24 protein-coding genes are annotated in these 24,340 nt (G+C 36.8%); 12 read left to right on the top strand and 12 right to left on the bottom strand.

The window, feature by feature from the left end; genetic code table 11:
* Positions 1–21: 21 nt before the first annotated feature.
* The 7 genes from L0668_RS06445 to L0668_RS06415 all read right to left on the bottom strand — a co-directional run bounded on the left by L0668_RS06445 (position 22) and on the right by L0668_RS06415 (position 7,417).
* Complete coding sequence (locus tag L0668_RS06445) at positions 22–897, bottom strand: cupin-like domain-containing protein (RefSeq protein ID WP_235311272.1); 876 nt, start codon at positions 895–897, stop codon at positions 22–24.
* A 133-nt stretch (positions 898–1,030) separates the two neighbouring features.
* Positions 1,031–2,659, bottom strand: a complete 1,629-nt coding sequence (locus L0668_RS06440; protein ID WP_235311271.1) for an FAD-binding protein — start codon at positions 2,657–2,659, stop codon at positions 1,031–1,033.
* Positions 2,660–2,787: 128 nt separating this feature from the next.
* On the bottom strand, positions 2,788–3,711 hold the full coding sequence (locus tag L0668_RS06435) for an Npun_F0296 family exosortase-dependent surface protein (RefSeq protein ID WP_235311270.1): 924 nt from the start codon (positions 3,709–3,711) through the stop codon (positions 2,788–2,790).
* A 154-nt stretch (positions 3,712–3,865) separates the two neighbouring features.
* Positions 3,866–4,684 carry a PEP-CTERM/exosortase system-associated acyltransferase gene (locus L0668_RS06430; protein WP_235311269.1) on the bottom strand — a complete coding sequence of 273 codons (819 nt, stop codon included), beginning with the start codon at positions 4,682–4,684 and terminating at the stop codon, positions 3,866–3,868.
* A gap of 36 nt (positions 4,685–4,720) precedes the next feature.
* A complete protein-coding gene (locus L0668_RS06425) occupies positions 4,721–5,542 on the bottom strand; it encodes a patatin-like phospholipase family protein (protein WP_235311268.1) in 822 nt (273 codons plus the stop codon).
* Positions 5,543–5,608: 66 nt separating this feature from the next.
* Positions 5,609–6,187, bottom strand: a complete 579-nt coding sequence (locus tag L0668_RS06420; protein WP_235311267.1) for a YdcF family protein — start codon at positions 6,185–6,187, stop codon at positions 5,609–5,611.
* 216 nt (positions 6,188–6,403) lie between these two features.
* Positions 6,404–7,417 carry an NAD-dependent epimerase gene (locus L0668_RS06415; protein ID WP_235311266.1) on the bottom strand — a complete coding sequence of 338 codons (1,014 nt, stop codon included), beginning with the start codon at positions 7,415–7,417 and terminating at the stop codon, positions 6,404–6,406.
* A gap of 114 nt (positions 7,418–7,531) precedes the next feature.
* Between L0668_RS06415 and L0668_RS06410 the strand changes: the two genes are divergently transcribed.
* The 5 genes from L0668_RS06410 (at position 7,532) to L0668_RS06390 (ending at position 11,296) form a co-directional block, all read left to right on the top strand.
* Positions 7,532–8,311, top strand: coding sequence for a S1 family peptidase (locus L0668_RS06410; RefSeq protein WP_235311265.1), 780 nt, complete (start codon positions 7,532–7,534; stop codon positions 8,309–8,311).
* A gap of 145 nt (positions 8,312–8,456) precedes the next feature.
* The gene (locus L0668_RS06405; RefSeq protein ID WP_235311264.1) at positions 8,457–8,984 is read left to right on the top strand and encodes a hypothetical protein; all 528 of its coding nucleotides are present in this window, start codon (positions 8,457–8,459) and stop codon (positions 8,982–8,984) included.
* 25 nt (positions 8,985–9,009) lie between these two features.
* The gene (locus L0668_RS06400; RefSeq protein WP_235311263.1) at positions 9,010–9,270 is read left to right on the top strand and encodes a hypothetical protein; all 261 of its coding nucleotides are present in this window, start codon (positions 9,010–9,012) and stop codon (positions 9,268–9,270) included.
* Entirely contained in the window at positions 9,267–10,178 is a 912-nt protein-coding gene (locus L0668_RS06395) for an HprK-related kinase A (RefSeq protein ID WP_235311262.1), read from the top strand. Before L0668_RS06400 ends, L0668_RS06395 begins: the two co-directional genes overlap by 4 nt.
* On the top strand, positions 10,175–11,296 hold the full coding sequence (locus tag L0668_RS06390) for a nucleotidyltransferase domain-containing protein (protein WP_235311261.1): 1,122 nt from the start codon (positions 10,175–10,177) through the stop codon (positions 11,294–11,296). The genes L0668_RS06395 and L0668_RS06390 overlap by 4 nt, the downstream gene beginning before the upstream one ends.
* Before the next feature lie 13 nt (positions 11,297–11,309).
* On the opposite strand, the gene L0668_RS06385 is transcribed toward L0668_RS06390, so the two are convergent.
* On the bottom strand, positions 11,310–12,257 hold the full coding sequence (locus tag L0668_RS06385; RefSeq protein WP_235311260.1) for a LysR family transcriptional regulator: 948 nt from the start codon (positions 12,255–12,257) through the stop codon (positions 11,310–11,312).
* Positions 12,258–12,453: 196 nt separating this feature from the next.
* On the opposite strand from L0668_RS06385, the gene L0668_RS06380 reads away from it, so the two are divergent.
* Both L0668_RS06380 and L0668_RS06375 read left to right on the top strand, forming a co-directional pair.
* Positions 12,454–13,401 carry a chemotaxis protein CheV gene (locus L0668_RS06380; RefSeq protein WP_235311259.1) on the top strand — a complete coding sequence of 316 codons (948 nt, stop codon included), beginning with the start codon at positions 12,454–12,456 and terminating at the stop codon, positions 13,399–13,401.
* Between the two features lie 144 nt (positions 13,402–13,545).
* A complete protein-coding gene (locus L0668_RS06375) occupies positions 13,546–14,832 on the top strand; it encodes an alkaline phosphatase (RefSeq protein WP_235311258.1) in 1,287 nt (428 codons plus the stop codon).
* An 89-nt stretch (positions 14,833–14,921) separates the two neighbouring features.
* Here the strand turns inward: L0668_RS06375 and L0668_RS06370 are convergent, their stop codons facing one another.
* On the bottom strand, positions 14,922–15,620 hold the full coding sequence (locus tag L0668_RS06370) for a VC0807 family protein (RefSeq protein ID WP_235311257.1): 699 nt from the start codon (positions 15,618–15,620) through the stop codon (positions 14,922–14,924).
* An 86-nt stretch (positions 15,621–15,706) separates the two neighbouring features.
* Complete coding sequence (locus L0668_RS06365; RefSeq protein WP_235311256.1) at positions 15,707–16,267, bottom strand: rhomboid family intramembrane serine protease; 561 nt, start codon at positions 16,265–16,267, stop codon at positions 15,707–15,709.
* A 249-nt stretch (positions 16,268–16,516) separates the two neighbouring features.
* Here L0668_RS06365 and L0668_RS06360 point away from each other — a divergent pair, with 249 nt between their 5' ends.
* The 3 genes from L0668_RS06360 (at position 16,517) to L0668_RS06350 (ending at position 19,802) form a co-directional block, all read left to right on the top strand.
* Positions 16,517–17,542, top strand: a complete 1,026-nt coding sequence (locus tag L0668_RS06360) for a glycoside hydrolase family 5 protein (protein ID WP_235311255.1) — start codon at positions 16,517–16,519, stop codon at positions 17,540–17,542.
* Between the two features lie 324 nt (positions 17,543–17,866).
* Positions 17,867–18,403, top strand: a complete 537-nt coding sequence (locus tag L0668_RS06355; protein ID WP_235311254.1) for a LysE/ArgO family amino acid transporter — start codon at positions 17,867–17,869, stop codon at positions 18,401–18,403.
* Positions 18,404–18,590: 187 nt separating this feature from the next.
* Positions 18,591–19,802, top strand: coding sequence for a pyridoxal-phosphate-dependent aminotransferase family protein (locus tag L0668_RS06350; RefSeq protein ID WP_235311253.1), 1,212 nt, complete (start codon positions 18,591–18,593; stop codon positions 19,800–19,802).
* An 85-nt stretch (positions 19,803–19,887) separates the two neighbouring features.
* Here the strand turns inward: L0668_RS06350 and L0668_RS06345 are convergent, their stop codons facing one another.
* On the bottom strand, positions 19,888–21,261 hold the full coding sequence (locus tag L0668_RS06345; RefSeq protein ID WP_235311252.1) for a hypothetical protein: 1,374 nt from the start codon (positions 21,259–21,261) through the stop codon (positions 19,888–19,890).
* A gap of 193 nt (positions 21,262–21,454) precedes the next feature.
* On the opposite strand from L0668_RS06345, the gene L0668_RS06340 reads away from it, so the two are divergent.
* Positions 21,455–22,960: an ATP-binding protein gene (locus L0668_RS06340; protein ID WP_235311251.1), complete on the top strand. Its 1,506-nt coding sequence runs from the start codon at positions 21,455–21,457 to the stop codon at positions 22,958–22,960.
* A 53-nt stretch (positions 22,961–23,013) separates the two neighbouring features.
* Positions 23,014–23,700, top strand: coding sequence for a response regulator transcription factor (locus L0668_RS06335; RefSeq protein ID WP_235311250.1), 687 nt, complete (start codon positions 23,014–23,016; stop codon positions 23,698–23,700).
* Here the strand turns inward: L0668_RS06335 and L0668_RS06330 are convergent.
* Positions 23,689–24,336 carry a GntR family transcriptional regulator gene (locus L0668_RS06330; protein WP_235311249.1) on the bottom strand — a complete coding sequence of 216 codons (648 nt, stop codon included), beginning with the start codon at positions 24,334–24,336 and terminating at the stop codon, positions 23,689–23,691. The two genes, L0668_RS06335 and L0668_RS06330, sit on opposite strands and share 12 nt — an antisense overlap.
* Positions 24,337–24,340: the final 4 nt, after the last annotated feature.

Here is a 24,340-nt window from a genome sequence, read left to right as displayed (position 1 = left end):
TTCTCCATTTTTACACGCTTTTTAATTAATATTAAAATTGTTGTTCGAAAATTCGTTTGCTCTTTTTTTAATTTGTTTGGCGAGTAACAATAATCTGGGATATCCGAGTAATTCTATTAGAAATCGCTTCATCATACGTAATTTACTCACATCCTTACAATATGCATTAATCAATTCGGTACCTTGTCCGCCATAATTTGTAAATTTATCTGGGAAGAATATTTTATTTATTATTGGCAGTGTATCACGCAATTTAACTATTTCTACTTCTCTTCTACCCAGTTTACTGCTTTGATTTGGGTAATTTGGTGTGAAAACCCAATTCATATTTAAATTAATTTTTTCCAATGAGTGTACTTCATGGTACCAATAACGAGGCAGAAATAACATGTCGCCTGAGTGGGTTGTAAAATCCATATAGTCATGCTCGCTTTCGGAGTAGGTGAAATTTTCACCAACTAATCCAGCAAACATAAATGGTATATTAGGCAAAGGTGTATTAGGTGATGTAATGATCCAGCGTTTCTTACCGGTAATTTGTTGATTGAGACCGTGCAAACTATTGCCGTCATAATGCGGAAGAGTGACATGCCCGGCTGGCTGCATAAATAAGCGCATCGGAGATTGTCTAACTGACATATCATCCCTATTTAATATTGATTTGACAATACTTGGTATTTTTATAACTTCGTTATCTACTAGATCAGCATCAAACCAACCAGCCTCTCTTTTATTTTCATCTGTATAGTTTTTCAGGATAAATTCTGGAGTAAGGGTTCGCAGATCAAAATTTGCTAAACCTTGAATCACTAAGGGGATTTCCGGTATTAAAAAATCACTCACAAATTTTTCATAAGTTAAATCATCTATTGATATTTTTGTTATTTCTGATTTCATAAATATTGGCCTATAAATATGGTTACAGTTTTATTATAACCTATATTAAAGTCGCTACAATTTACTGTTAGCACAGGAAGTTTTTATTAGTTTACATTTTTAATTCTACAACCATCACTATAAGTAAGAATGTCTAGTCTGGATTATATCGTTTAGGTGCTAAAATACCATTCGGGTCTAAAGCTTGTTTGATTTTTAGAGTCGTTTGCCAAAAAGTATGTTTATTATCTAGTTTTTTCTGTTGGTTTACGTCTAATCTATAGGGAACATATCCTCTTTTTACACCTTCTTTTATGAGTTCGTTTAGACATGCATGTGCATTTTCTACTTCGGCTTGATTAGCTAAGTTAAAAACGATTGGTACGGTTGAATCAACACAATCATGTTTTAAATTAGTGAAGGTTATGAGAGGGTCAATATTATATTTAGGTGTAATTTCACGTATAAAAGTGGTGAATTCTCTAAGGCTAGATGGACTCATTTTAATAAGTGGTGCATACCATAATAAACCACAGCCATCCTCAGCTGGTGATAATACGATACTTTTATCTGGAGTGACCTTTGGGTTTCGCCAATAAGGTAAAGGCAATGCAACTTGATTTGGTATGCCTTGCATTATATCAGTACCCTCTTGAAGTGACTCTAATTGAGCAAGTAGGTTTTGAGTTGCTTTAAATTTCAAAGGTAAGTTTTTGAGAACTTTATTTGCAATTTTTACTCGCAATGAATCAGAGAAAAATATAGTACCTAGTTCTTTGGCTTTTTTCCTTAAAGTACTTTTTAATACATTTACTAATTTTTTATCAGAATAGATAGAGCCTACTATCATCCATTTAGGTAGTTTTTTTTGTTTAGAAATAAACTCGATTTGTTTGTCTGTTAATACTTTTGTTGAATTAGAATTATTGGGGTTGTCAGATGTAATTGATATTAAACGACGTTGATCCATTAGATTTACTGAAGCAATAATCCCTGAGTAGTCTCTTAATATATTGCTAATAAATGCTACTGCACTTTCAAATTTGTCTTCGTTAAATATTTGAATATAAAACGAACAGAAGTGAGCGGGAATTGGCGCTAACCTTATAGTCATTTCAGAGACAATACCTAAATTACCTTGAGTAAACAGCCCATCTAGGTAGGGCCCTAATCCCCATTTATAAGTTTTATCAATAAAATCACTTCCTCGCTTATCTAAAGCTGAAATGGCTGATTCATATTTTGTTGTGCATAACTCAGGATGCGGAATATAACCTTTGAGAGCAGTTACAGCATAAAAATGGTCGTTGTGGGGAGTTATCCCATAACCTCTTTCTACTGCGTTGCTCAAAATACTACATTCAGGTCCAGCTCCAGTCACTGGAACCATAAATTTCCAATTGTGTTCTTTTAAATAGTCGTATAACTTTTGCTGAGTGACTCCAGGCTCTAATGTAATAAGGCCTAACTCTTTGCTAGTAGGAGTAATTGTAGTGAGTTGCCCCAAATCAAGAATGTAATTAAGTCTATTTTTTTGAGTCGCAAACGAACCATAACCCCAATTTTTATTAGTTGATATGGGATATAAGTTAAATTGATAAGTATTGGCTAGTTGTAATACGTCACTAATTTCGGAGTCAGAGTTAATTATGATAGCCCCGTCTAGCTGAATAACGGGAGAAAAAGTAGTTTTGCCATATTTTTGTGTGGCTTCAATATTATTTAAAATTTTGGCAGAAGTCTTTTGTGAAAGCTCTTCTAATAAGCTACTAGTGATATCCATGTCGAGATTCATTAAGATAAATTGTCATTTAACCTTACCTGAAAAGTTGGATTACCAGAACCTAAACTTAACAGTAAGTAAAAAAAAAGCCGACAATTGTCGGCTTTTCAATATTTAATTAAACGTTATTATTTACTTAAACGTTTTCTCAAACCTAAACCAATAAGGCCAAGTCCTAAGAACGCTAATCCAGTTGGAGCTGGCACTGGACGTTGTGGTCTGTTTTGAAGACCAATAACAATGTTATCAAACTCACCAGCAACTTTAGTAGAAGTAATACGAACTTTGGTAAAAGCTTCATTTAAACTGAAATCAAGAGCTACATAAATATTAGAGCCAGGACCAGTTTGGTTACCAGATTGGCCACCAGCAGCATTTAGTAAAGTTGTTCCTTTAATTGTTTGAATTTCACTTCCGCCAGCATTATAGAAAGTAAAATCATTGTATACATCGATTGAACCCCAGTAAAAACCTAGAAAAGTAATACCTACATCGCCAGCATTTGCTAAGAATCCAGAGTAATCAACTTCAACCCATGAAGGTAAACTTGTTTTTTCTTTAGGTGTAAAGCCATAACATGTACTGTCACCAGCAGGAGCAGCAGCACGTTGGTTAACAGAACCCATACGAACACCGAATGAATCAGCATCTTTAGTGTTTACAGTTATACCACTACCTGTACCGTTAACGGCACACGTATCGAAAGGTCCACCAACACTATCGTTATAAGCCATAGATCCTGCAGGGAACGGGTTGCCAGCAAGTGGGTTAGGAGTACCATCAGCTAAGAAATCAGGTTGAATTGTTTGTGTGGCTTTATCAAACGTTTCAACAAAGTAACCTTCGAATCCAGGTAATTGACCATTTGTTAGGTTTGATGCAGGTACATTTACACTGGTTAATCCAGAACCGTCGGCAGCTACTTGTGCTACACCATTTAGGTCAGCGGCAGTACCAAAAGTATAACTTGCAGCATTAACGCTTCCTGCAACACCCATTGCTAGTAATAAGCTAGCAGATAAAACCTTTGTTTTGCTAAGTATGTTTTTCATTTCATGTATCCTTGTGATGGGGAATTTAGTAATCGAATATACAAAAGCATTATGTGTGCCAATATTAAAAAGTTGTTTATTAACATGGGGTTGTGGTTTTTGTGAGTTTACCTGTTTATTAGAATGTAAAAAAAATTGACATTATCCTCGATTCTTATTTGTCTTCATAAAACTGCTCTTCAACTTTTTTGTCGATATTGGTTAGCATACTTTTAAATCCTGGACTCATGCTATTCATTAGTTGATGACGACTAATATAAAAAGGTGCACGTTTTCCATGATATTCAACCACTGGGCCTACTTGGTCAAAAGGTATACCTACGAAGCGTAAACTTCGGGCTAATCTTGGTTCCATCATGACGAAACAGTGTTTAATACCTAGCCTTAGGCATACAGAAGCGGCCGTAAGATACAACCCCACCGCTATAAAAGGGAAACACCTTAACTCTCTTTCTGAGTAGATATTTTCATTAATCACACCGGTTGCAGAGCCTGTAAATTTATCTGTTTGACGTTTACGAAATTGTGCAGGAACTGCTAACCTAGAAATCTCACATATTTCATGTCTAGGAAAATCGCTAGGGTGGACCTTATTCTCATCAATAGAGCTGATACAGTATTTTTCGATCGGTAATAATTGGTTTTCATTTGTCGATTTAACTATTCTAACTGTTCCTGCATAATCACCTGAAGGAATGTGCTTAATCAAGCAGTGCGTAGAATGGCTATCAAAGCTATCAATCTCTAATCCATTTGGTTTTAACTCTTCGAACTTTAACTCTTGACAATATACGTTATGGCGAATTTTATAAGATTCTGATTTTTGCAAATCGCTAAAGGCTATTACTGGGCCAAGGTATTCAGAAAAATGAGTTGAGATTTTATTCGCTTGTCGGCTAACCTCAAAATTCATTAGCTTTTTAATGATTGGGCCTATAATGGGTTTTTCTGCATATTTTCTAAGTTTTTTCACACTTTAATCCGTTAATCCAATGAATACTATAGGTAATTATTTTGTACGGTTTAGTCTATTCGGGACAAACTCTAGGGCTGTCTGATACCCGACTTTATATAGTTGTTCTTTCTGTTCAACCGTTATATTGAAGTCAACAGGAGAAAGCTTTCCTGTGTTAACAATAATAGTATTTTTCCAATATTGATCATGTACATATTCTCTTGACATGGCAGTCATAAACGTACGGACTAGCATCATCACATATTGTTTTATAGGTAACCAACTTTTTTTAAATTTATCATCAGCAACAGGCTCACTTTTTAACCTAAAACAAATAACTTGCGTGCCGTCCCCTGACCAGTCTTTATATAATGCATCTTCAGATAGTATAGCGCCGTCAACCAATATATGTTTTTTGTAGGATTGAAAGCTAAATATTAGAGGTATCGACATTGAAAACCGCACTGCTTTAGATACCTTTAAATTAGGAGAATTGACTTTATTAAATATAACAGGTCCACCACCATTTACATCAGTGGCTAAAATATTAAGGTTATGAGATATGTCTGAAAATGTTTTCCCCGCTAATTTATCATCCATCCAATTTTCAAATTTATCGCCGTTACTTAACCCCCCTTGAAATAACAAGGTAAGCAGGCTGAAGCCTTTAAAATCTTTAAAGTGGGTTTTTATCGAGAGTTCTTTTATCTCTTCTAAAGGCATACCAGAACAGTATAGAGAGGAAACAATTGACCCTCCAGATACCCCTACTATATGCTCAAACGTTACACCCAAGTCTTTTAGCGCATCCAAAATGCCAATGTGAGCGGATAGTCGGGTGCCTCCACCTGAAAAAATAGGTACAACTTTGCTCATCTCAAATCCAGAAAATTCAACGGCTTACCTCAGGATAGTCTAAAACATTAAATAAGTTATAACTGGTTATCGGAAAAATTTTTGATAAATTAAACCTAAATATTCATGAATCGCCCGTTCACTGCGGTATATGCTATGGGCATTCGGAAGCCCTAACATGGGTTCAATAATTTTGTTGCTCATATGTTCCACTGGGACGGGGAGCACCTTTATGCCTTGTTCTTCAAAGTATTTTATTGCTCGAGGCATATGACTGGCTGAAGTCACTAAAGAGATATATTTTCCTTTTAGCAAAGGTGCTAAAGCCGACACCTCGGATTGAGTGTTTCTGCCTTTAGGGGCAGTGACTATGCTTTCTTTTGGTATTCCAAGAATATGAAAAAATGATTTATTGTGTTCAGCCATGGGTTTACTGTGATTACGTCCTAAAATGTCACCGGCTACATAGACTGGAATAGGATGTGCTTGGTACATTAATGCTGCATGCAAATTTCTCTGCATTGAGCAGTTTGGCCACCGTGATACAAAGGGTAATTCATCGTCTTCAAAATAATAACAAGCTAAAACAACAATGCCTTGAGTTTCTTTCCATTTATTAGACTTTATAGGAACTACGTCATATTGATCTTCTAAATGTTTAATCATTAATACGCTTGGGTAAGTTAATGAGCAAATGTATAACCATAAAATAGGTATTACAGATAACCATTTACAAGTTCTTGAACTGACATTTAAAAGCACTAACGCCCTGGTTAAAATAAATAGAATTGGAACATGTACCAAAGGTGAACTTATAAAGTTTGCTAAATACGATAAGGTCAATTCAGTCTCCTTTATAATATAGCGAACAAAACCTTAGGCTTACGAGTAGTAAGCTTTGTACCAATCGACAAAATGCTGAATACCTTGTTCAATTTTTGTTTTTGGTTGGTAACCAGTATCGTTTGCTAGGGCTGATACATCTGCATATGTATCAGGCACGTCACCTGCTTGCATGGGTAATAACTCTTTTATTGCTTCTCTACCTAAGGCTTTTTCGATTGCTTCAATAAATTTGAGCAGGTTTACAGGAGTTTGAGCCCCAATATTATAAATTTGGTAAGGCCCCCTGCTAGTGCTTGGATCTGGGGCTTTACCATCCCAATCAGCATTGCCTGTTGGAATTTTGTCTAAAGAACGAATCACGCCATCAACAATATCGTCAATGTAAGTAAAATCTCTATGGTGATTACCATAGTTAAATACTTGAATTGGAGAGCCTTCTAATATGGCTTTGGTAAATTTGAATAATGCCATGTCTGGTCGCCCCCATGGGCCATATACAGTAAAAAACCTGAGTCCAGTTGTAGGTAATTGGTATAAGTGGCTGTATGTATGAGCCATTAATTCATTCGCTTTTTTACTGGCGGCATATAAAGAAACTGGGTGATCGACATTGTCGGTCACTGAAAATGGTGTTGATTCGTTAGAACCGTACACCGAACTAGAAGAAGCATACACCAGATGTTGAACTTGATTATGTCTACAGCCTTCTAAAATATTGGTAAATCCAACAATATTACTATCAATATAAGCGTGGGGATTTTCGATAGAGTACCTTACACCTGCTTGAGCTGCGAGGTGCACCACTCGGTCAAATTTATTTTTGCAAAACAAATCTTCCATCTTATTTCTGTCTGCAATGTCCATTTTTACAAATGTAAAATTTTCTGACATAGGGTGTTTAGCTAATATTTCTAGGCGAGAATCTTTAAGCTTGGTATCGTAATAATCATTAATATTATCTATTCCAATGACAACATCTCCTCTACTCAGTAAAACTTGTATTACATGAAAACCAATAAACCCAGCAGCACCCGTGACCAACACTTTCATAATCAAAACCTTTAATACATAATCTGCCAAGGAAATAAACAACAGAATTAATGGATGAATAGTTATTTATCTGTGATTATACCCACATAGTTATTTAGAACAGTATTAAAAGTTATGTTTTACAATAAATCTCAGTTTTTATATCTACTCGGCTTTATGCATGTTTTTTTTACTGCAGACATTCTTGCGCATTCAATTACTAATATAGTTGCGCAGGTTAAACCTTCAGTAGTAGGGGTAGGTTTGTATGATGCACTAGGTGCACAGACACATAAATTACATGGTACTGGTTTTGTATTCGGAGACGGAACCTTAGTGGCTACAAATTATCATGTAATTGACCAAGAACTTGACCCAACAAAAGTTCAGTACCACATTGTTTTTACAGGTACGGGTAGAAATCCTAAAATTGCTAGAGCAGAAATTATTGCCAAAGATCGAGAGCATGACTTAGCTATTTTAAAATTACCCAGTGCATTAACCCCGCTAAAACTAGCTTCACCTAATTACGTACAAGATGGTACAGATGTTTTGTTAACAGGTTTTCCAATTGGTGCAGTATTGGGCTTGTATCCCGCCACGCATAAAGGAATTGTGGCAGCAACGACACCAGATGCCATACCTACCACACACTCCAGCCAATTATCTATTAATATGATGAAGAGACTGGATAAAAAGTTTATGATTTATCAACTCGATATCACTGCATACCCTGGTAACAGTGGCAGCCCATTATACGATGCCCATTCAGGTGAGGTATTGGGTATACTGAATAAGGTGTTTGTAAAGGAAAGTAAAGAATCGGTATTAGAAAAACCTTCGGCCATTAGTTATGCAATACCGGTTAAATATTTACTAGAGCTTGCTAAACGTAAAGGGCTAAAGGTAAACTAAGCATATATACATCAAAGTGTCATTATTTTTTACAAAACCCATTGGCAGTTAATTATTTGTTGTTTTATTTCAATGGGTTGGGAAGTGGTCTGATAATTGCTTCAGTGGATGGAATTAATGAAAGAATTTAAATTAAGGAATTGTTATGAGTCTTGATAATCCAAAAGGAATAGAATCTTCGGTTTCTAAAAATACTACCCCACGTCGTACTTTTTTGAAAAGAGCAACAGCTACAACTATGGTCGCATCTTTACCGCTAAGTTCTTCGTGGGCTACAGGTGGTGGTAATGGTTGTGCAGTTTCAGGTAATTTGTCTGGTAATCTGTCAAGAGAGTGTGAGCCAAATCAAATTATTGGTAAAAGCCCTAATTATTGGAAAGAGCCTAACAATGGTGGTGCGGATTTGGGGCTAAGATGGGATGATATATTTGATAAAAGCCCTCTTTTTAGTGGAAACAGTGGGGATACTCTCTCTACTTTACTCAGTGCGGGGGGTATTAACGCTGCTATTATTGCTGCGTATTTTAATGCTGAAAATGGTTTTTATGGACCGTTAGATGTCGCAAATGGTGCTATTTATGCTAATGGTTTAAATAATCAAATTATTGAAAATGGTGGTACTGTATCAGTAGCTGATATGCTTGCTGCAATTCAATCTACATATTCGATCTAATTGACATTGTTTAGGCTTAATTAAATTGCAGTTTAAGCTGAATTCTAAATTAATAATTAGAAACGTCAGTGATCAATCTGGCGTTTTGGTCTTTGTATGTTTTTCATCTAAAGCTTTATATTTTCATGCCAGTTTATCCCCCGTATTAGTCAAAATTAATAACAGTTCTTTACTGCGTAAAGACCAAGTTGAGTCTTGGTTAGTTGACCTTTGTGTAGAAGATAAAGTCAAGTTCTGGAATACTCTGATCAATAATTGTGTACTAATTGAAAGTGAAATAGATTGAAGTTAAAAGACCTTTCCCTCTCTGAATTCTCTGATCTTATAAATAATGATGGACTAGGAATTGATTTCGGGATTACCTCGTTTTGTATATTAACTAAGATTAAATCTGTTCAATCAACTTTTAAACAACTTTACGCAGACTTCGAGGTAAAGCCAAAAGAATCCTTTACCGACTTTCAAGTTTCGGTGGCTTATCCTAATAACATACGTCGTTTTCTAAAACCTCAAGTTAGTTTTTATTTCGACGAGCATTCTCCATTTCTTCCTTTGCCAAAATCTCAAAGTTATCCGTTGTTAGAGTGGGGGATGAACTGGTGTGTAGCTGGTCATAAACATAATTATTTGTTGTTACATGGGGCTGTGTTGGAAAAAAATGGTGAAGCGATGATCTTTCCCGCGCCACCAGGTTCAGGAAAAAGCACGCTTACCGCCTATTTATCTCATACTGGTTGGCGTTTATTATCAGATGAAATGACAGTGATTAATCTGACCACTGGATTAGTTGAGCCTTTCGTTCGCCCTATATGTCTCAAAAATAATTCTATTGATTTATTTCATTCGTGGTTCCCTGATGCATTTATCTCAAACATTGCAAAAGATACTAACAAGGGGGATGTGGCCCACGTTAAACCGCCAATTGACAGTGTGAATCGCTATTTAGAGCCTGCTAAGGTAAAAGCTATCGTGTTACCTAAATATGATAAAAATGTAGAGTTAGATATATATGCGTTGAATAAATGTGATGCTTATAAAGCCGTATCTACCAATGCCTTTAACGAAGGTGTGATGGGTAAAGAGGGATTTGAATCTGCTGTTAATTTAGTTGAATCATGTGACACGGTTGAAATTCATTATAATAACTTAGCTCTTGTATCAGAGTTTTTACTCGAGGGTCAGTTTAAGCCATGAGACAAAATATAGTAAAAAATATTTGTTCTTTAATGAATGGTGATATTCCGACTGAATTAACTTCAAGCGATTGGCAAGACATTGTCCGCGTTGCTCGTTGCTCTTCTGTATTGCCTCGTATTGCTGCTAATCAAAAGTTAAATTTCAATGGAGCTCTGCCCGATTATGTTATTGAGCAATTTAACGCAGGCCTTAAACACTCTGAGCTCTTAGAGACGCAAGTATTTTTTGAAGCTCACGACCTCAATTTAAATATTAGTAAGTGCAGTTCTCAACCAGCGATATTTCTTAAAGGTGCTGCTTATGTGTTATCCCTAGGGTCGGTTGGTAAAGGGCGTACCTTTTCAGATATTGATATTCTCGTCAATAAGGCTGACTTACCTAATATAGAAAAGCGATTGAAAGCATTGGCTTGGTTTTCAGAATCAGTGAGTGATTATGATGAAAAGTACTATCGTGAATGGGCTCATGAAGTTCCACCTTTGATAAGAGCTGGTCGGGGCACTGTGGTTGATATACATCATAATTTAATTCCTCCTATAAGCGGCAAAGCTCCCGATATTAAGTTGTTTTTAGAAGGGTTACGAAAAGTCGATTCTGGCTATTATATTTTATCAGCCCATGCTATGACACTACATAGTATTATTCATTTGTTTTATCAGGAAGAATTTATTCATGGATTCAGAGATTTGTCTGACTTGCATTTGTTATTCACTGAAAATAATGAAGATCCTACTTTTTATCCTGAATTATTAAAACTTGCAGATGAAACTAAGTTTGGCGTAGAGCTTTTTTATGCATGTCGATATTTACAAAGTATAATTGGTACAAAGGTTAATGATACGTTTCTAAGTAATTTATCTAAGTACAAACCTAGCTCGTTGAAATTACTCGTTTCAGATTGGATGTTTTCTAGAATATTGATCCCGAGGCACAGTCTAGTAAATAAAGCATTTACTAGTTTGGCCCACCAGATGGCTTTTATACGAGGTCATAAATTGAAAATGCCTTTTAATATTTTATGTATTCATACTTTTAATAAAATTAAATTTTCGGTAGAACACTTTTTAACTGGGAAAAATAAAGCAGAAGCTTCAAACGAAAACAAACTTTGGTAAGTATTTCATAAATTTAATTTTGGTTAACCAACTCATCCGCCACCTCTGAAATCAATCTCCTAAACCAAATATGCCCAGTATCGTGTTGTAAAATAGCGCTCCATGCCATTTTTAGTGGGAATGCTGGGATCGTAAATGGGGGTTGTAGAATGGCTACGCCTGGGTCGTTTTTGTATAAGTCAGCGGCCCGCCTAGGTAAAGTTGCCACTAAGTTTTGCCCTTTTGCTAGTTGTAATGCTACATGGTAGTGGCGGGTAAATACTTTAATATCTCTTTGTTTTCCTAGTTTTGTTAGTTCTTCATCAACCCAACCGAGTTTTTGAACTTGTTTCGGGTCGATTCCAACTCCTACACCAAAGCCTGTTTTGCTCACCCAAATGTGTTTGGCTTTTAAGTAGTTTTGAATTGTAAGTTGAGACACTAATGGGTGACTTTTATTAACCACACAAGCAAATTCATCATGCCAAATCACTTTTTGATGGAAAGATTGCGGTAACTCTTCAAAGCGGTTGATGGCCATATCGACCTTGCCTTGTTCAACATCATGGAAGGTAACATCACTGGGGGTGATTAAATCTAAACTTATATTAGGCGCGAGTTGATTAAGTTTTTGGATCACAGCCATTATTAAGGTGGATTCTGCATAATCACTGGCCATAATTCTAAAAGTTCGTTGGCTGGTTAGTGGATTGAATTCAACCGGTGTTTGAATAGTCGTTTCTAATTTGGCCAAGACATCACGAATAACAGGTTGAAGTTCTGTTGCTCTTTGTGTTGGCGCCATACCTTCACTGGTGCGTACTAAAAGAGGGTCGTTAAACAAATTGCGTAATCTTTTTAAGCTATTGCTCATAGCAGGCTGAGTTATGCCTAATTGATTTGCCGCCTTAGTGACATTTCTTTCACGCATGAGTACATCTAAATAGGCTAATAGGTTTAAGTCGACTTTGGCTATGTTCAATATTCTAGCTACTTTATTACGATTGGTTTATTGTTTTGAATTTTACCTAAATATTTTAATTTTTATTAGTTAATGCCGACAATAATTTGCCGATTATGTGTCACTGGCGTAATAAATCATTTCTATAATTTGAATAGATTACTATAGTCAGTTAATCTTAATTTTTAATAAGACAAGGTTTACGGAAAGAGTACTTATGTCAGAATTAATGTCGTCTATTGATCAGCGAACTCAACTTGTTGGAGAAAACAGGTTAGAGCTACTTATGTTCAAATTAGGCACGCGACATATTTTTGCGTTAAATGTATTTAAAGTACGAGAAGTGATTACCGTGCCTAAGTTAAATCAAATGATTGGATCCCACCGTCATTTAAAAGGTGTGACCAATTATCGTGGTAAATCCATTCCTGTTATCGACTTACGCAGTGCTGTGCACATTACTACCGGACAAGAAAGTTACCAAGCAGAAAATGTCATTATTACTGAATACAATCGAAGTGTTCAGGGCTTTTTGATTGGTAAAGTGATGAATATTGTAAATACATCATGGAGTGACATTCAGCCGCCACCTAGTACCGCAGGTAAAAACAACTATTTAACTGCCATTACCCAAGTTGAAATTGAAGAGAAAGTTGAACTTGTTGAAATTATTGATGTGGAGAAGGTACTCGCAGAGATTGTGGAATATGACACTACCATATCTGAGGAAGTATTAGATGAAGAAGTGGCTTCTCATCTTAGAGGTCAAAAAATATTAATAGTTGATGATTCATCCACAGCTCGTTGGCAAATTAAAGAAACCCTTAGTCAATTGGGCATTGAAATCATTGAGCAGCAAGACGGCTTAAAGGCGCTTAATTTATTGCGTAGTTGGGCTGATGAAGGTAAAAAAGTCACTGACGAAATATTAATGATGTTCACTGACGCCGAAATGCCAGAAATGGACGGTTATCGATTAACCGCTGAGGTGCGTCAAGACCCTAGGATGAGTGATTTATTTATTGCTTTAAATACATCACTAAGTGGAAGCTTCAACGAAGCTATGGTGCAGAAGGTTGGCTGTAATCGTTTTATCTCAAAGTTTCAACCAGACCTACTAGTAGATGTTGCTCAGCAAAGAATGCGTGAGGTGTTAGAAAAATAAAGCTTTCCATCTTTTTTGATTCTACAAATTTCAAAATTTTCCTAAATCCTTCACATAAATAAGATATTATCTCAATTACTGAAAGTTAAGCGTTTTAGCTTTTTCCAAGGTATTAAATTTATTTCCCTTTTTCTCGGAGAGCAGATGAAGCAAGTTGTTACTTTTCTATTGATTGGTTTGTGCTGTGCAAGTGTGTCAGCTAAAACCCCAAAAAATATTATTATGATTGTTGGTGATGGCATGGGGCCGGCTTACACCACCGCCTACAGAATGTTTGCTGACGACCCCTCAACCCCTAAAGTGGAATCGACCATATTCGATAGAATGTTAGTTGGCATGGCCAGCACACATCCCCATACTAAAACTGGATATGTTACCGATTCAGCAGCGGGCGCAACGGCTTTGTCTTCAGGTGTTAAAACCTACAATGGCGCTATTGCAGTTGATGTGCAGAAAAACTCAGTCCAAACCGTATTAGAATTTGCCAAAAAACAGGGGCGTAGAACAGGCATTGCTGTCACCTCTCAGATAAACCACGCCACGCCTGCTGGGTTTAGTGCACACAATGAAAGTCGTCATAATTATGATGAGATAGCCAATAGCTACTTTGACAACCGAATTGATGGAAAATTTGTATTGGATGTCATGTTAGGTGGCGGTTGGCATTATTTTATAAGAGATGACCGAAACCTTGTTAAGGAGTTTAAACAGGCCGGTTATCAATATATTGACGATATTGAAAAGCTAGATGAGGCTAAAACAGGTCAACCTTTATTGGGATTATTTGGTGATAAAGGATTACCTTGGGCATTGGACTCTAAAAATAATACACGTTTACCTATTTTAGCTAAAAGTGCTGTTACCCAATTAGAAAATGACAAAGGTTACTTTTTATTAATTGAGGCAAGTCAAGTTGATTGGGCTGGCCATGGTAATGATATCGCATCTGCTATGGCTGAAATGCATGATCTGGCTTTAACCTTGAAATGGTTAGAGCAGTATGTTGCAAATAATCCTGACACACTTGTTGTACTTACTGCTGATCACAGCACAGGTGGGTTAACTATTGGAGCGAATGGGGTTTATGAATGGCTTCCAGCATCGACCAAGTCTCTCAAAGCGTCCCCCGAAGAAATTGCTAAGCAACTATTGCCTTTAAAGCAGCGTTGGACTTTGGCGTCAGAATTACTGGGGTTTGAATTAAGCCAAGAGGAACTGCAACAGATAATTGAGCCCACTGACTCAAAAACCTTATTTCGTGCAATATGCACAATTATCGATAACAGAAGTTATACAGGATGGACAACAAACGGGCATACCGGAGTGGATGTGCCTGTATTTGCCTTTGGAATGGGGGCTGAAAACTTTATTGGGCATTCAGATAATACCGATATTGCACAAAAAGTATTTGAGTTATTAAAAGCAAAGTAAATTGAATTAGCGTATGAGTGATAGATAAAAAAGCCCGCATTATTGACCAATAATGCGGGCTTTTTATTGAATTAAGTCTAAGGCTTAAGCTAAACTTCCGCCAAAAAATTTTCTAACTCTTCACCGGTCAATTTTTTAATCTGAGCGAACAAATACCATAGAGCGCCCATTAACATTACCATGCTGGGTATCACAATAACGGGGTAACTTAACGCGGTCATTCTGCCTAACTCTTCAGTGTACTCTGTGGTACCTGGCGGGCTGACTAAAATGACTTTGGCTAAAATGTAATTGAGTGCAGATGATAAGAAAAACGAACCAGCTACAATATAGGAGCTATTTGCCATTTTCTTCTCGAAGGCTTCTGTATTACCTGCACTTTCTAACGCTTTGGTTAAATTTGGCCAGTTAACTATTTGTTCATTTAACACAAATACTTTGAGTAAAGGTTTGCTAGTTCGTTGGGTAAAAAGCACAGCAATGCCAATGATTCCAGGGATGGCTGCTTCTTTGATTGCAATATATTCAGCTGGTAATTCTAATAAACTAATTCCGCCAGTTAAAAATACGCTCACAATACCCAGTATCGAAAAAGCGTTCACTTTTCCTGATTGTTTTAGATCCCACAAGCCGTAACCAATAGGGAAGATAAGTGCAGCGACTATACTCCAAGCAGGCCCTAAGTATTCAGCACCACTTAGTTTTGACATGATAACCACAGGAATAACTATGTTAAACGCTAGATTGGCTAACATTCCACCTTGTTTTTTCGGTTTTGTTTCCGACATTCGAACCCTAATTACATTACTATTTGTTTTTGTGAGGTCATTATATTCAAATTATCAACTAAGGCTAAGCGTAATTTTATGAATATTCATATTTTACTGGGTGTAGCCCAGAACTTTGCAGCCACTAAGCCACCGATAAAACCAAATAAGTGGGATTCCCAAGAGACAAAAGGCCTTGAAGGTAATACACCAAAAATCAGCCCACCGTAAAAGAAACCCACTAATAATGAAATAACTATCAATTTAAACTTGCCACTTAAAAAGCCTGCTAATAACAAATAACCAAAGTAGCCGTATACAACCCCGCTTACACCAATATGGGTGGCTGGTCGGGCAAATAACCAAACCAAAATTCCAGTTAGCGTAATAATCCAAATCGTCACATACACATAGCGCTTTATGCCATATTGCAACAATAAATAACTAAAAATACATAAAGGAATAATATTGGAAAAATAGTGTTGTATGCCGCCGTGTAAAAATGGGCCAAATAGAATACCGGTCAATCCAGGCACGTAACGGGGAATGTTGCCAAATTGATTTAACATCCTACCAGTAAATAGGTTAACCAATTCAATAGCGGTAAAAACAACAAAAATACCAAATACTAATTTTATCTGCTGTTTTGAATCGAGTGCTTTAAACATCTAATTGCTCAGTAAAGAATCGCATATTGTTAGTTTGCATTATTTTAACGAAAATAATTATGTCTAATTGTCACAAATCATAACTGATAATAAAGTCCAATCAGTTTACATTGGTTATTTGAGATACAACTAATCAATAATGGGATGAATTTAGCCCATGGTTTTATGAATAATTTAAAAAACATAGAGAACTAAAAAATGCTACGTCCTTTAAATCTTATTACACACTATCTGACTAAGACAATCTTAATGTTAATCATTACTTTACCAGTAATGGCATTAACGTCGGTCAATCAAACTGCAGTTGAATATCATGGACCATTAACGGTTAAAGGCAATCAAATTGTAGATAATCAAGGCCGTCCAGCTTCATTGGCAGGCCCAAGTTTATTTTGGGGCAATAAAGGTTGGGCAAGTAAAGGGGAAATAGCTCCTGACGAATATTACAATGCAAATGTAGTGGAATATGTGCAAAAAAGTTGGAATGCCTCAATCGTGCGTATTGCCATGGGAGCAGAATCTAGAGGCGGTTATTTAGAGGATCCTAGAGGCCGCATGCAAAAAATTGAAGCGGTGGCAGACGCAGCAATAGAGCAGGGTATGTATTTTATTGTGGACTGGCATTCCCATAAAGCAGAGCAAAATACCGAACAAGCCATAGCTTTTTTCAAACATATAGCTCAAAAGTATGGGCATACCGATAATTTGATCTACGAAATTTATAACGAACCCTTAGATCATACCGATTGGGATTCTGTTATAAAACCTTATGCTGAAAACGTCATTGCAGCGATTAGAACGATTGATAAAGATAATCTGATTATTGTTGGCACCCAAACTTGGTCCCAAGATGTAGACAAAGCCGCAGATAGTCCTATTCAAGGATTTAATAATATTGCGTACACATTGCACTTTTATGCTGGCACCCATAAGCAGGAGTTGCGAGATAAAGCCACTTACGCATTAAATAAAGGCATCGCCCTTATGGTCACTGAATGGGGCACTGTAAATGCTGATGGTGATGGCGGCCCTGACGCAGCAGAAACTCAGCGTTGGATGGACTTTATGCGTGCTAATAATTTGTCCCATTGTAATTGGTCGTTACATAGCAAAAAAGAAGGCGCTTCAATATTAACTGAAAACAGTGATCCTAATGGCGATTGGACAGAGGAAAACTTTACTCAATCAGGAAATATTGTGAAAAAAATAATCAGTGGTTGGCATAAAGTCGATTATGCTGGTGGCTCAAAGAGTTCTTCTGTAACTGAAAAATAATGTCGGCTTTTATCTCGGGGTTTTCGTTAGGTTTATCACTCATATTAGCTATAGGTGCACAAAATGGGTTTGTAAGGGGCTGTTGCTCATTGGTGTATAAATTTCGTTCAAACTAAACGCTTTTTAATTGAGGCGCTGACTTGAAGGCCTAATGGATTAAGTCAAAAGTCAGCAACAAAGAGTAAAAAGCGTTTAGGCAGAATCCTTTGGACAGCGTTTGTGCGTCATTTTTACCGCTTCAGCACTCACTCATGTAGAACAACTACAACACACTCGAGCTTTATTGTATAAATACCGCACAAACCGCTGCAAAAACATACACCAATGTGCAACAGCCCCAAGCAAGGCATTAAAAAACAGCATGTGTTTTTGGTTTGCTTGTTGTGTGCAGCGTCAGACGCGATACTCATTTCACTTGGAGTCTCAGGTTTTGCCGCTGTAGTTGATCGGTATCCTTGGGTTGAACCTTTGTCAAAAATAGGCGGAGCTGTATTTTTATATGTTTATGCTTTTAAAAGTTTTTATTCCGCTTATGTGAATAATCATGGTTTAGATCCCGCCACTCAAACATCGGTATCAGCTTTTAAAACCGCTATGATTTGTTTGGCATTTACTTGGCTAAACCCCCACGTTTATTTAGATACGTTTGTACTATTAGGATCGATATCCACTCAATTTACAGGCAGCAAGTTAGAGTTTACTTTAGGGGCGGTAATCGCTTCCTTTGTCTTCTTTTTTAGTCTTGGTTATGGCGCTCGAATGTTAACGCCAATATTTCATAAACCTATTTCTTGGAAAATTTTAGAAGCTTTTGTAGGCATTTTGATGTTGGTCTTAGCTACAAGTTTAATAATGGCTTGATATAAACTTAACCAATATTCATTTAACAAGCTTAACCTTAATCGGTTGAGCTTTTTTATTGGTTTCAGCATATGGTTTTTACCTTATATGGTATTAAATAAAGAGCTGGGGTTATGGAGAGTGTTTTCGGTATACTATGTTTTCCCCCTAAGCTTTTGAAAATAACTTTTGAAAATAAGGAATAAGCGTGCAGATCCAAGTGCCAGACAATCTTTTGTCTTTAGATAATATATTACCCGACGAACCTTTGTTAATGATGGGAGCAGGTCCAGTACCTATTCCAGCCAAGGTTGCAGCGGCCAATGGTATTGTTATCAATCACTTAGGCGATACAATGGCGCAAATTATCGAGCAAGTTAAATTAATGTCTCGATACGTTTTTCAAACCCGAGAAGGGCATATTTTGGGCGTGGCTGGGCCTGGCTCAGCGGCTATGGAAATGGCTGTGACTAATTTAGTTGTGCCCGGCAGTAAAGTATTGAGCGTTTGTAATGGCTTTTTCAGTAGCCGTTTAGCTGAAATGGCTCAACGAGTAGAAGCTGAAGTGGTGCGTTTAGATATAGAAGAAGGGCTAAGTGCAGACCCCAAATTAGTAGAACAATATATAGTTGAGCACAAACCTCAGGTGTTAACTATTGTACAAGGTGAAACCTCTAGTACAGTTTGCAATACTCAATTGGCAGATATAGCTGCCATTGCTAAACAACATGATTGTTTGGTAATAGTTGATGCGGTATGTACCTTGAGTACCATGCCTTTTAATATGGACGAGTGGGGCATTGACGCTGTTATCACAGGCGGGCAAAAAGGTTTGTCTTGTATTCCCGGTGTATCGCTTATTGGCTTTTCCAGTAAGGCTTGGCAGTTTATCCAAGCTCGCAATGATCAATTGCGCCACTGGTGTTTAGACGCAAAATTAGCCGACCAGTTTTGGTATAAAAAGTCATATCACTATACCGCACCTGTTTCTGGGATCTTGGCAATACATGAAGCATTACGCTTAGTGTGCACTGAAACTCTTGACGTCAGATTTGCTCGTCACCTGCGCAGCTCTCAAGCACTGCAAGCCGGTATTCAAGGTATGGGACTAGATTTATACGTCAAGCCAGCTTCTCGTTTAAATTCTGTGGTAGGCATAAGTGTGCCTAATGGCATAGATGGCAAGCAATTATTAAGTACTATGTCTAAACGTTACAAAGTGGAAATATCAGGCTCTTTTGGTGCCAATATAGTGCGAATAGGTCAAATGGGTGAGCAATGCCGCACTCATAATTTGTTTAGAACGTTACATGCATTTGGGGCTAGCTTAAATCTCTTAGGCCAAAAACTCGACTTGCCAGCAGGCATGGCGGCACTGGAAAGCACCTTAGATTTAAATGGATACGCTGACGAAATTTAGCCATCTGAATTTAATTAAAGTTATTCAATAATATAAAATCGCCGACTTATATCGGCGATTTTATTGGTTTATTTTTTCCTTGATCCTATTCCACTAGGGTTAATTTGTAACCGCCTATGCTGGGGTCTGCATCATCGGCAATTAATACTAAGCCAGAGGTTGTGCCTAGAGCCACATCGTCTAATCTAGCTAATAATTTTCTCTGTTCATTGTCATTCTCATGGACCAGTAAAATGGTATACAAATTACTATTCAACGTTCGGGTATAGCGTTCAGTAAAATCGATCCCCACTGCATATTCAGTGGCTGTGTCTATGGTTTCATCACTCTTTACAAAATATACATCTAAGTCTTCATAATCTTCGATTAAATTAACTATATCTACGTTATGTTGATAGCTAGATGGGATAATATATTGGGTAAAATCAAGTGCTGAAATAATTTGATTTTGATCTTGATAAATAATTACAGTTTTAGATTCGTTTTGATTGAGAGTCAGCAATGAATCATCTACCACTATCTCACTATCTTGACTTGTCACATTTAACTGGTAATCACCAAATTCCACTGTTTGAAACTCTGTCATATTAAGCGGCGTTAAGCCTTCAATTGTCAACGGTGTGCTGCCGTCAATAGAAAGATCTATAGATGTTAAGTTTTCAATGGTGTTGTACGCTCTAAATTGAGCTAACGAATCAAGATCGTCAAACTCAAATACTGATGAGGTATTACCAATTACATCCATGGCAATTTTAGATTGGCTTGGACCAAAGGCATCTTTAAGTACAATTAGGTACTGGGTGCTGAAATTAAAGGTAATATTTTCGGAATCAAAAATAACTTCACCAGTATCAAGATTTCGTATAAAAAAGTGATACTCAGCAAGATCAAATTTGTCACTTTCTATTACACCGCCAAAATTAAAATCCCCTATAAGTGACGCTTCATCAATGGTATCCCCAGCATCAGCAATAAGTATTTCAAGTTGGGCTGTTTTACTGGTCACATTGGTGAAATATAGACGAAATTCATCTTCAAGGTCATAACGGTCATAAACCACACTCACTATATCAGGGTTGTCATAGCTACCGGTAAATATAGCCACCATCTTTTGGCCTTCTTTTAATTCTATGGCTTGTTCGTTAAATACTTCCTCTTTGCCAAAATCGTCTAAGTAACTTAATGAAAGAACATATTCATTGTTTGCAGGAATAGTATTTAGCCCGGTAGCTCTGCTATAACTCACCTGTCCCAAGTAACTTTCTGTTTCGTCACTGTCTATTAGAGTTACCGCGGTGCTCTTACTATTGGGAACCGCATTATAAAATTGAATATAACTGTCTTCGTACGTGATGACATCTTCATCTTCGGTTGCGTCTGAGCTGCTGCCGCAGCCAAATAAAAATAAGTTTGAACTAATAAGCACTGTTACGATAAGTGCTTTTTTGAATGGATACATGATTACTCTCATAGGTTAAAATTAGCAGGCTAATTTAACCTTAAGAATGTGGAGGAAATGTGGAGAAAAATTGCAAACTTTATGTGTTTTTATGAATCAGTTATTTGATACTCGACTCTCAAACGGATTTACTTAATACTTTTCCATTCATTACATTTATTCGGCGGTATATAAAGCCGTCAGGTTACCCATTATGAAATTGAAGCTCTTACACAAACTTTTTATTGTCAACGCAAGTGTCATTCTAACCTTAGTTATAGTGATGCAAGCTGTAAGTTATTTCTCTAATAAATCTTTTATGAATGATTTTATTGCAAGAGCTGACAGTCAGAAGCTTAGCCAACTGGCTATAAGATTAAGTGAGTACTACGCAAAACATCAAACTTGGGATGAATTAATTCACAATAAGCATAAATGGCAAAGCCTAGTGGAAATGTCTTTTAAGACTGATGTTTTTCGCCTTGCAAGAAATAAAGAAGGTGCAGAGGACGTTGATGACAGAGTAAAACCTAGTAAGCCATTTAATTTTGATATGCAATTTATGCTAAGAAATCCAGAGAAAAATAAGTATGGTTCCCCTCCTTTTAAAAGATATTTAGAGTTTTTAAATGAAACATTTATCGAGCGTTTAGCATTATTAGATGTAAATGAAATAACCATAGTTTCTGCTACATATGACTCTCAGGAGATGCTTTCTAAACCAATAATGTTAGAGCAAAACGTGATCGGTTGGCTGACTATCAAGGAGGTAAATGATAATAATTCTCGCTCTACAGATCGTCATTTACAAATGAGATTGTTATTTAGTCTTGGAATTGCAGTTTTGGGAATTATTATTTCAATGGTATTTAGTTATTTTTTATCTCGCCATATCACTGCGCCTATTCGTAAATTAAATGAGGGGGCCTCTGAATTAGCGAAACGAAATTTTCAGTCGAAAATTTCGGTGAATACTAAAGATGAACTACATGATCTGGCCAATAGTTTTAATCAAATTTCTACCGCCTTGTTGTCTTATGAAACGAAACAACAGCAGTGGTTGATTGATATTTCCCACGAATTGCGTACTCCGTTGACTATTTTATATGGAGAGATGCAGGCCATAAAAGACGGAGTGATTTCGTGTGATAAAGATTCTGTTTTATCTTTACAAGAAGAAGTGAATTTACTAATACGTTTGGTTGATGATTTACATGAATTATCGTTAACAGAAAGTACCGAATTTCAGTGTAAAAAAGAAAATGTTGAACTAAAGCAGCTAATTACTACTCAATTAAAAAAATATTCCAATAAGTTGCATGATAGAAAAATAACTGTGCATAACGAAATGCCTGAAGGTGAGTTTTATACACTTGGTGATCACGATAGGTTAGCGCAAGTTATTAACAATATTTTAGAAAACAATTATCGTTATACCGAGCCTGCTGGGCAGATAAGAGTTGGATTAAACCAAGATACTAAATGGCTTAATATTTGTGTAGAGGATTCGGGGCCGGGTGTACCAGATAGCACGTTAGACAAGTTATTTGATCGACTATTTCGAGCCGATCCCTCACGAAATAGAAAGTCAGGGGGCGCAGGAATAGGTTTGGCAATCTGTCAAAATATTATTCGCGCCCATCAAGGTGAAATTAAAGCTCAAAAAGCTCGAAATGGAGGTTTGGCTGTATTTATTAAATTGCCAGTAATTAACCCGTAATCAACCAATAACTAGCCATTAAGTTACTAATAAATGAAGACTATAGAGAGTTTATGAGTGAGAACAAACATATTCTAATTGTTGAGGACGAAATAAAAATAGCCTCTTTGATTGGGAAATATTTAACCTTACATGAATATGTATCAAGCCATGTATCGAACGGCATTGAAGCGTTAAATAGTGTGAAAAACCATATGCCAGATTTAATTATTCTAGATGTGATGTTACCCAAACTAGATGGGCTAGCCGTATGTAAAACATTACGAAAATTTACCAATGTACCGATTATATTTCTTACTGCTCGAATAGAAGAGGTCGATCATTTAATCGGTTTTGATTTAGGCGCAGATGATTACGTGACTAAACCATTTCGCCCTTTAGAGCTAATGGCTAGGGTTAAAGCCGTATTGAGTAGAAGCGACTATAAAAAAACTGAAAATGTTCTGGTAGTTGGGTCCGTTAGTTTGAATGTTGATAAGCATTTAGTTACCGTAAATGAGCAATCAATCAAGCTAACGGTAAATGAATTTAATTTATTAAAAGCTTTTTTGGAGTATCCAAACAAGGTGTTTTCTAGGGAAGAGTTATTAACAGCTATACAAGGAAAGTACTCTGAAAACTATGAACGTGCCATCGATTCACATATTAAAAATTTACGTAAAAAACTCAGTGTTGAGTTAGATATACCCAGTCGCATTGAATCAATTTACGGTGTGGGTTACAAGTATTTAGCTGGATAGAGTGTTGGCTGTTAGGTAGTCCACTAATATCTTTCCTGCATTGGCGATATGTTTTTCTAATATTGTTTGAGCTTTTTTTACCTGCTTATTTTTAATGGCGGCCATCAAATCTATATGCTCACTTTGAGCGGTTTCTAAATAATTCAATTGCATAGCGTGAAAACCAATATAGCGGGAGCATAATTGGTGTAAGTTGTGGATGGTACTTAATAACGTGGGTCTATTTGCTACTTGGCACAAACAGGTATGGAACTGCCAATTTAGTTCGCCATGTTGTTGTGCCGTGAGTTCCTTGGATTTTAGTTGCTCTAAAATATCCGCTGCTTCACCGAGAGTTTTATGCTTGATGTGGGGGATGGCATAACCTAGTAACAAAGGTTCAAGGCGCATACGCATCATATATAAGTCTTCTGCTTCCTTTGCCGTAAGTGGATTCACCATGACTCCACATTTTCCTGACTGAATTAACCAACCTTCGGCTTTTAGTCTTTGTAATACGTCTCGTATGGGAATTCGACTCACACCATATCGGGTGGAGAGTTCTTCTTGTTTAAGTACAGAGCCTTGTAACAATTTGTGCTCAAGAATGTCTTGCTTGAGTTGTTGATATAAATTCTCTGCTGTTTGACTAGGCATTATT

Source organism: Paraglaciecola algarum (genome assembly GCF_021532655.1).
Taxonomy (GTDB): Bacteria; Pseudomonadota; Gammaproteobacteria; order Enterobacterales; family Alteromonadaceae; genus Paraglaciecola; species Paraglaciecola algarum.
Note: the sequence above shows the minus strand (reverse complement) of the source record. Positions and strands in the feature narration are given on the sequence as shown.

Excerpts from the sequence above, each read along its gene's own strand:
- L0668_RS06365 (WP_235311256.1), bottom strand. The coding sequence starts at position 16,267 with ATGTTTAAAGCACTCGATTCAAAACAGCAGATAAAATTAGTATTTGGT.
- L0668_RS06335 (WP_235311250.1), top strand. The coding sequence starts at position 23,014 with ATGAGTGAGAACAAACATATTCTAATTGTTGAGGACGAAATAAAAATA.
- L0668_RS06380 (WP_235311259.1), top strand. The coding sequence starts at position 12,454 with ATGTCAGAATTAATGTCGTCTATTGATCAGCGAACTCAACTTGTTGGA.
- L0668_RS06415 (WP_235311266.1), bottom strand. The coding sequence starts at position 7,417 with ATGAAAGTGTTGGTCACGGGTGCTGCTGGGTTTATTGGTTTTCATGTA.
- L0668_RS06390 (WP_235311261.1), top strand. The coding sequence starts at position 10,175 with ATGAGACAAAATATAGTAAAAAATATTTGTTCTTTAATGAATGGTGAT.
- L0668_RS06360 (WP_235311255.1), top strand. The coding sequence starts at position 16,517 with ATGTTAATCATTACTTTACCAGTAATGGCATTAACGTCGGTCAATCAA.
- L0668_RS06420 (WP_235311267.1), bottom strand. The coding sequence starts at position 6,187 with ATGATTAAACATTTAGAAGATCAATATGACGTAGTTCCTATAAAGTCT.
- L0668_RS06330 (WP_235311249.1), bottom strand. The coding sequence starts at position 24,336 with ATGCCTAGTCAAACAGCAGAGAATTTATATCAACAACTCAAGCAAGAC.
- L0668_RS06410 (WP_235311265.1), top strand. The coding sequence starts at position 7,532 with ATGTTTTACAATAAATCTCAGTTTTTATATCTACTCGGCTTTATGCAT.
- L0668_RS06425 (WP_235311268.1), bottom strand. The coding sequence starts at position 5,542 with ATGAGCAAAGTTGTACCTATTTTTTCAGGTGGAGGCACCCGACTATCC.
- L0668_RS06370 (WP_235311257.1), bottom strand. The coding sequence starts at position 15,620 with ATGTCGGAAACAAAACCGAAAAAACAAGGTGGAATGTTAGCCAATCTA.
- L0668_RS06345 (WP_235311252.1), bottom strand. The coding sequence starts at position 21,261 with ATGTATCCATTCAAAAAAGCACTTATCGTAACAGTGCTTATTAGTTCA.
- L0668_RS06440 (WP_235311271.1), bottom strand. The coding sequence starts at position 2,659 with ATGGATATCACTAGTAGCTTATTAGAAGAGCTTTCACAAAAGACTTCT.
- L0668_RS06375 (WP_235311258.1), top strand. The coding sequence starts at position 13,546 with ATGAAGCAAGTTGTTACTTTTCTATTGATTGGTTTGTGCTGTGCAAGT.
- L0668_RS06445 (WP_235311272.1), bottom strand. The coding sequence starts at position 897 with ATGAAATCAGAAATAACAAAAATATCAATAGATGATTTAACTTATGAA.
- L0668_RS06435 (WP_235311270.1), bottom strand. The coding sequence starts at position 3,711 with ATGAAAAACATACTTAGCAAAACAAAGGTTTTATCTGCTAGCTTATTA.
- L0668_RS06355 (WP_235311254.1), top strand. The coding sequence starts at position 17,867 with ATGTGCAACAGCCCCAAGCAAGGCATTAAAAAACAGCATGTGTTTTTG.
- L0668_RS06340 (WP_235311251.1), top strand. The coding sequence starts at position 21,455 with ATGAAATTGAAGCTCTTACACAAACTTTTTATTGTCAACGCAAGTGTC.
- L0668_RS06405 (WP_235311264.1), top strand. The coding sequence starts at position 8,457 with ATGAGTCTTGATAATCCAAAAGGAATAGAATCTTCGGTTTCTAAAAAT.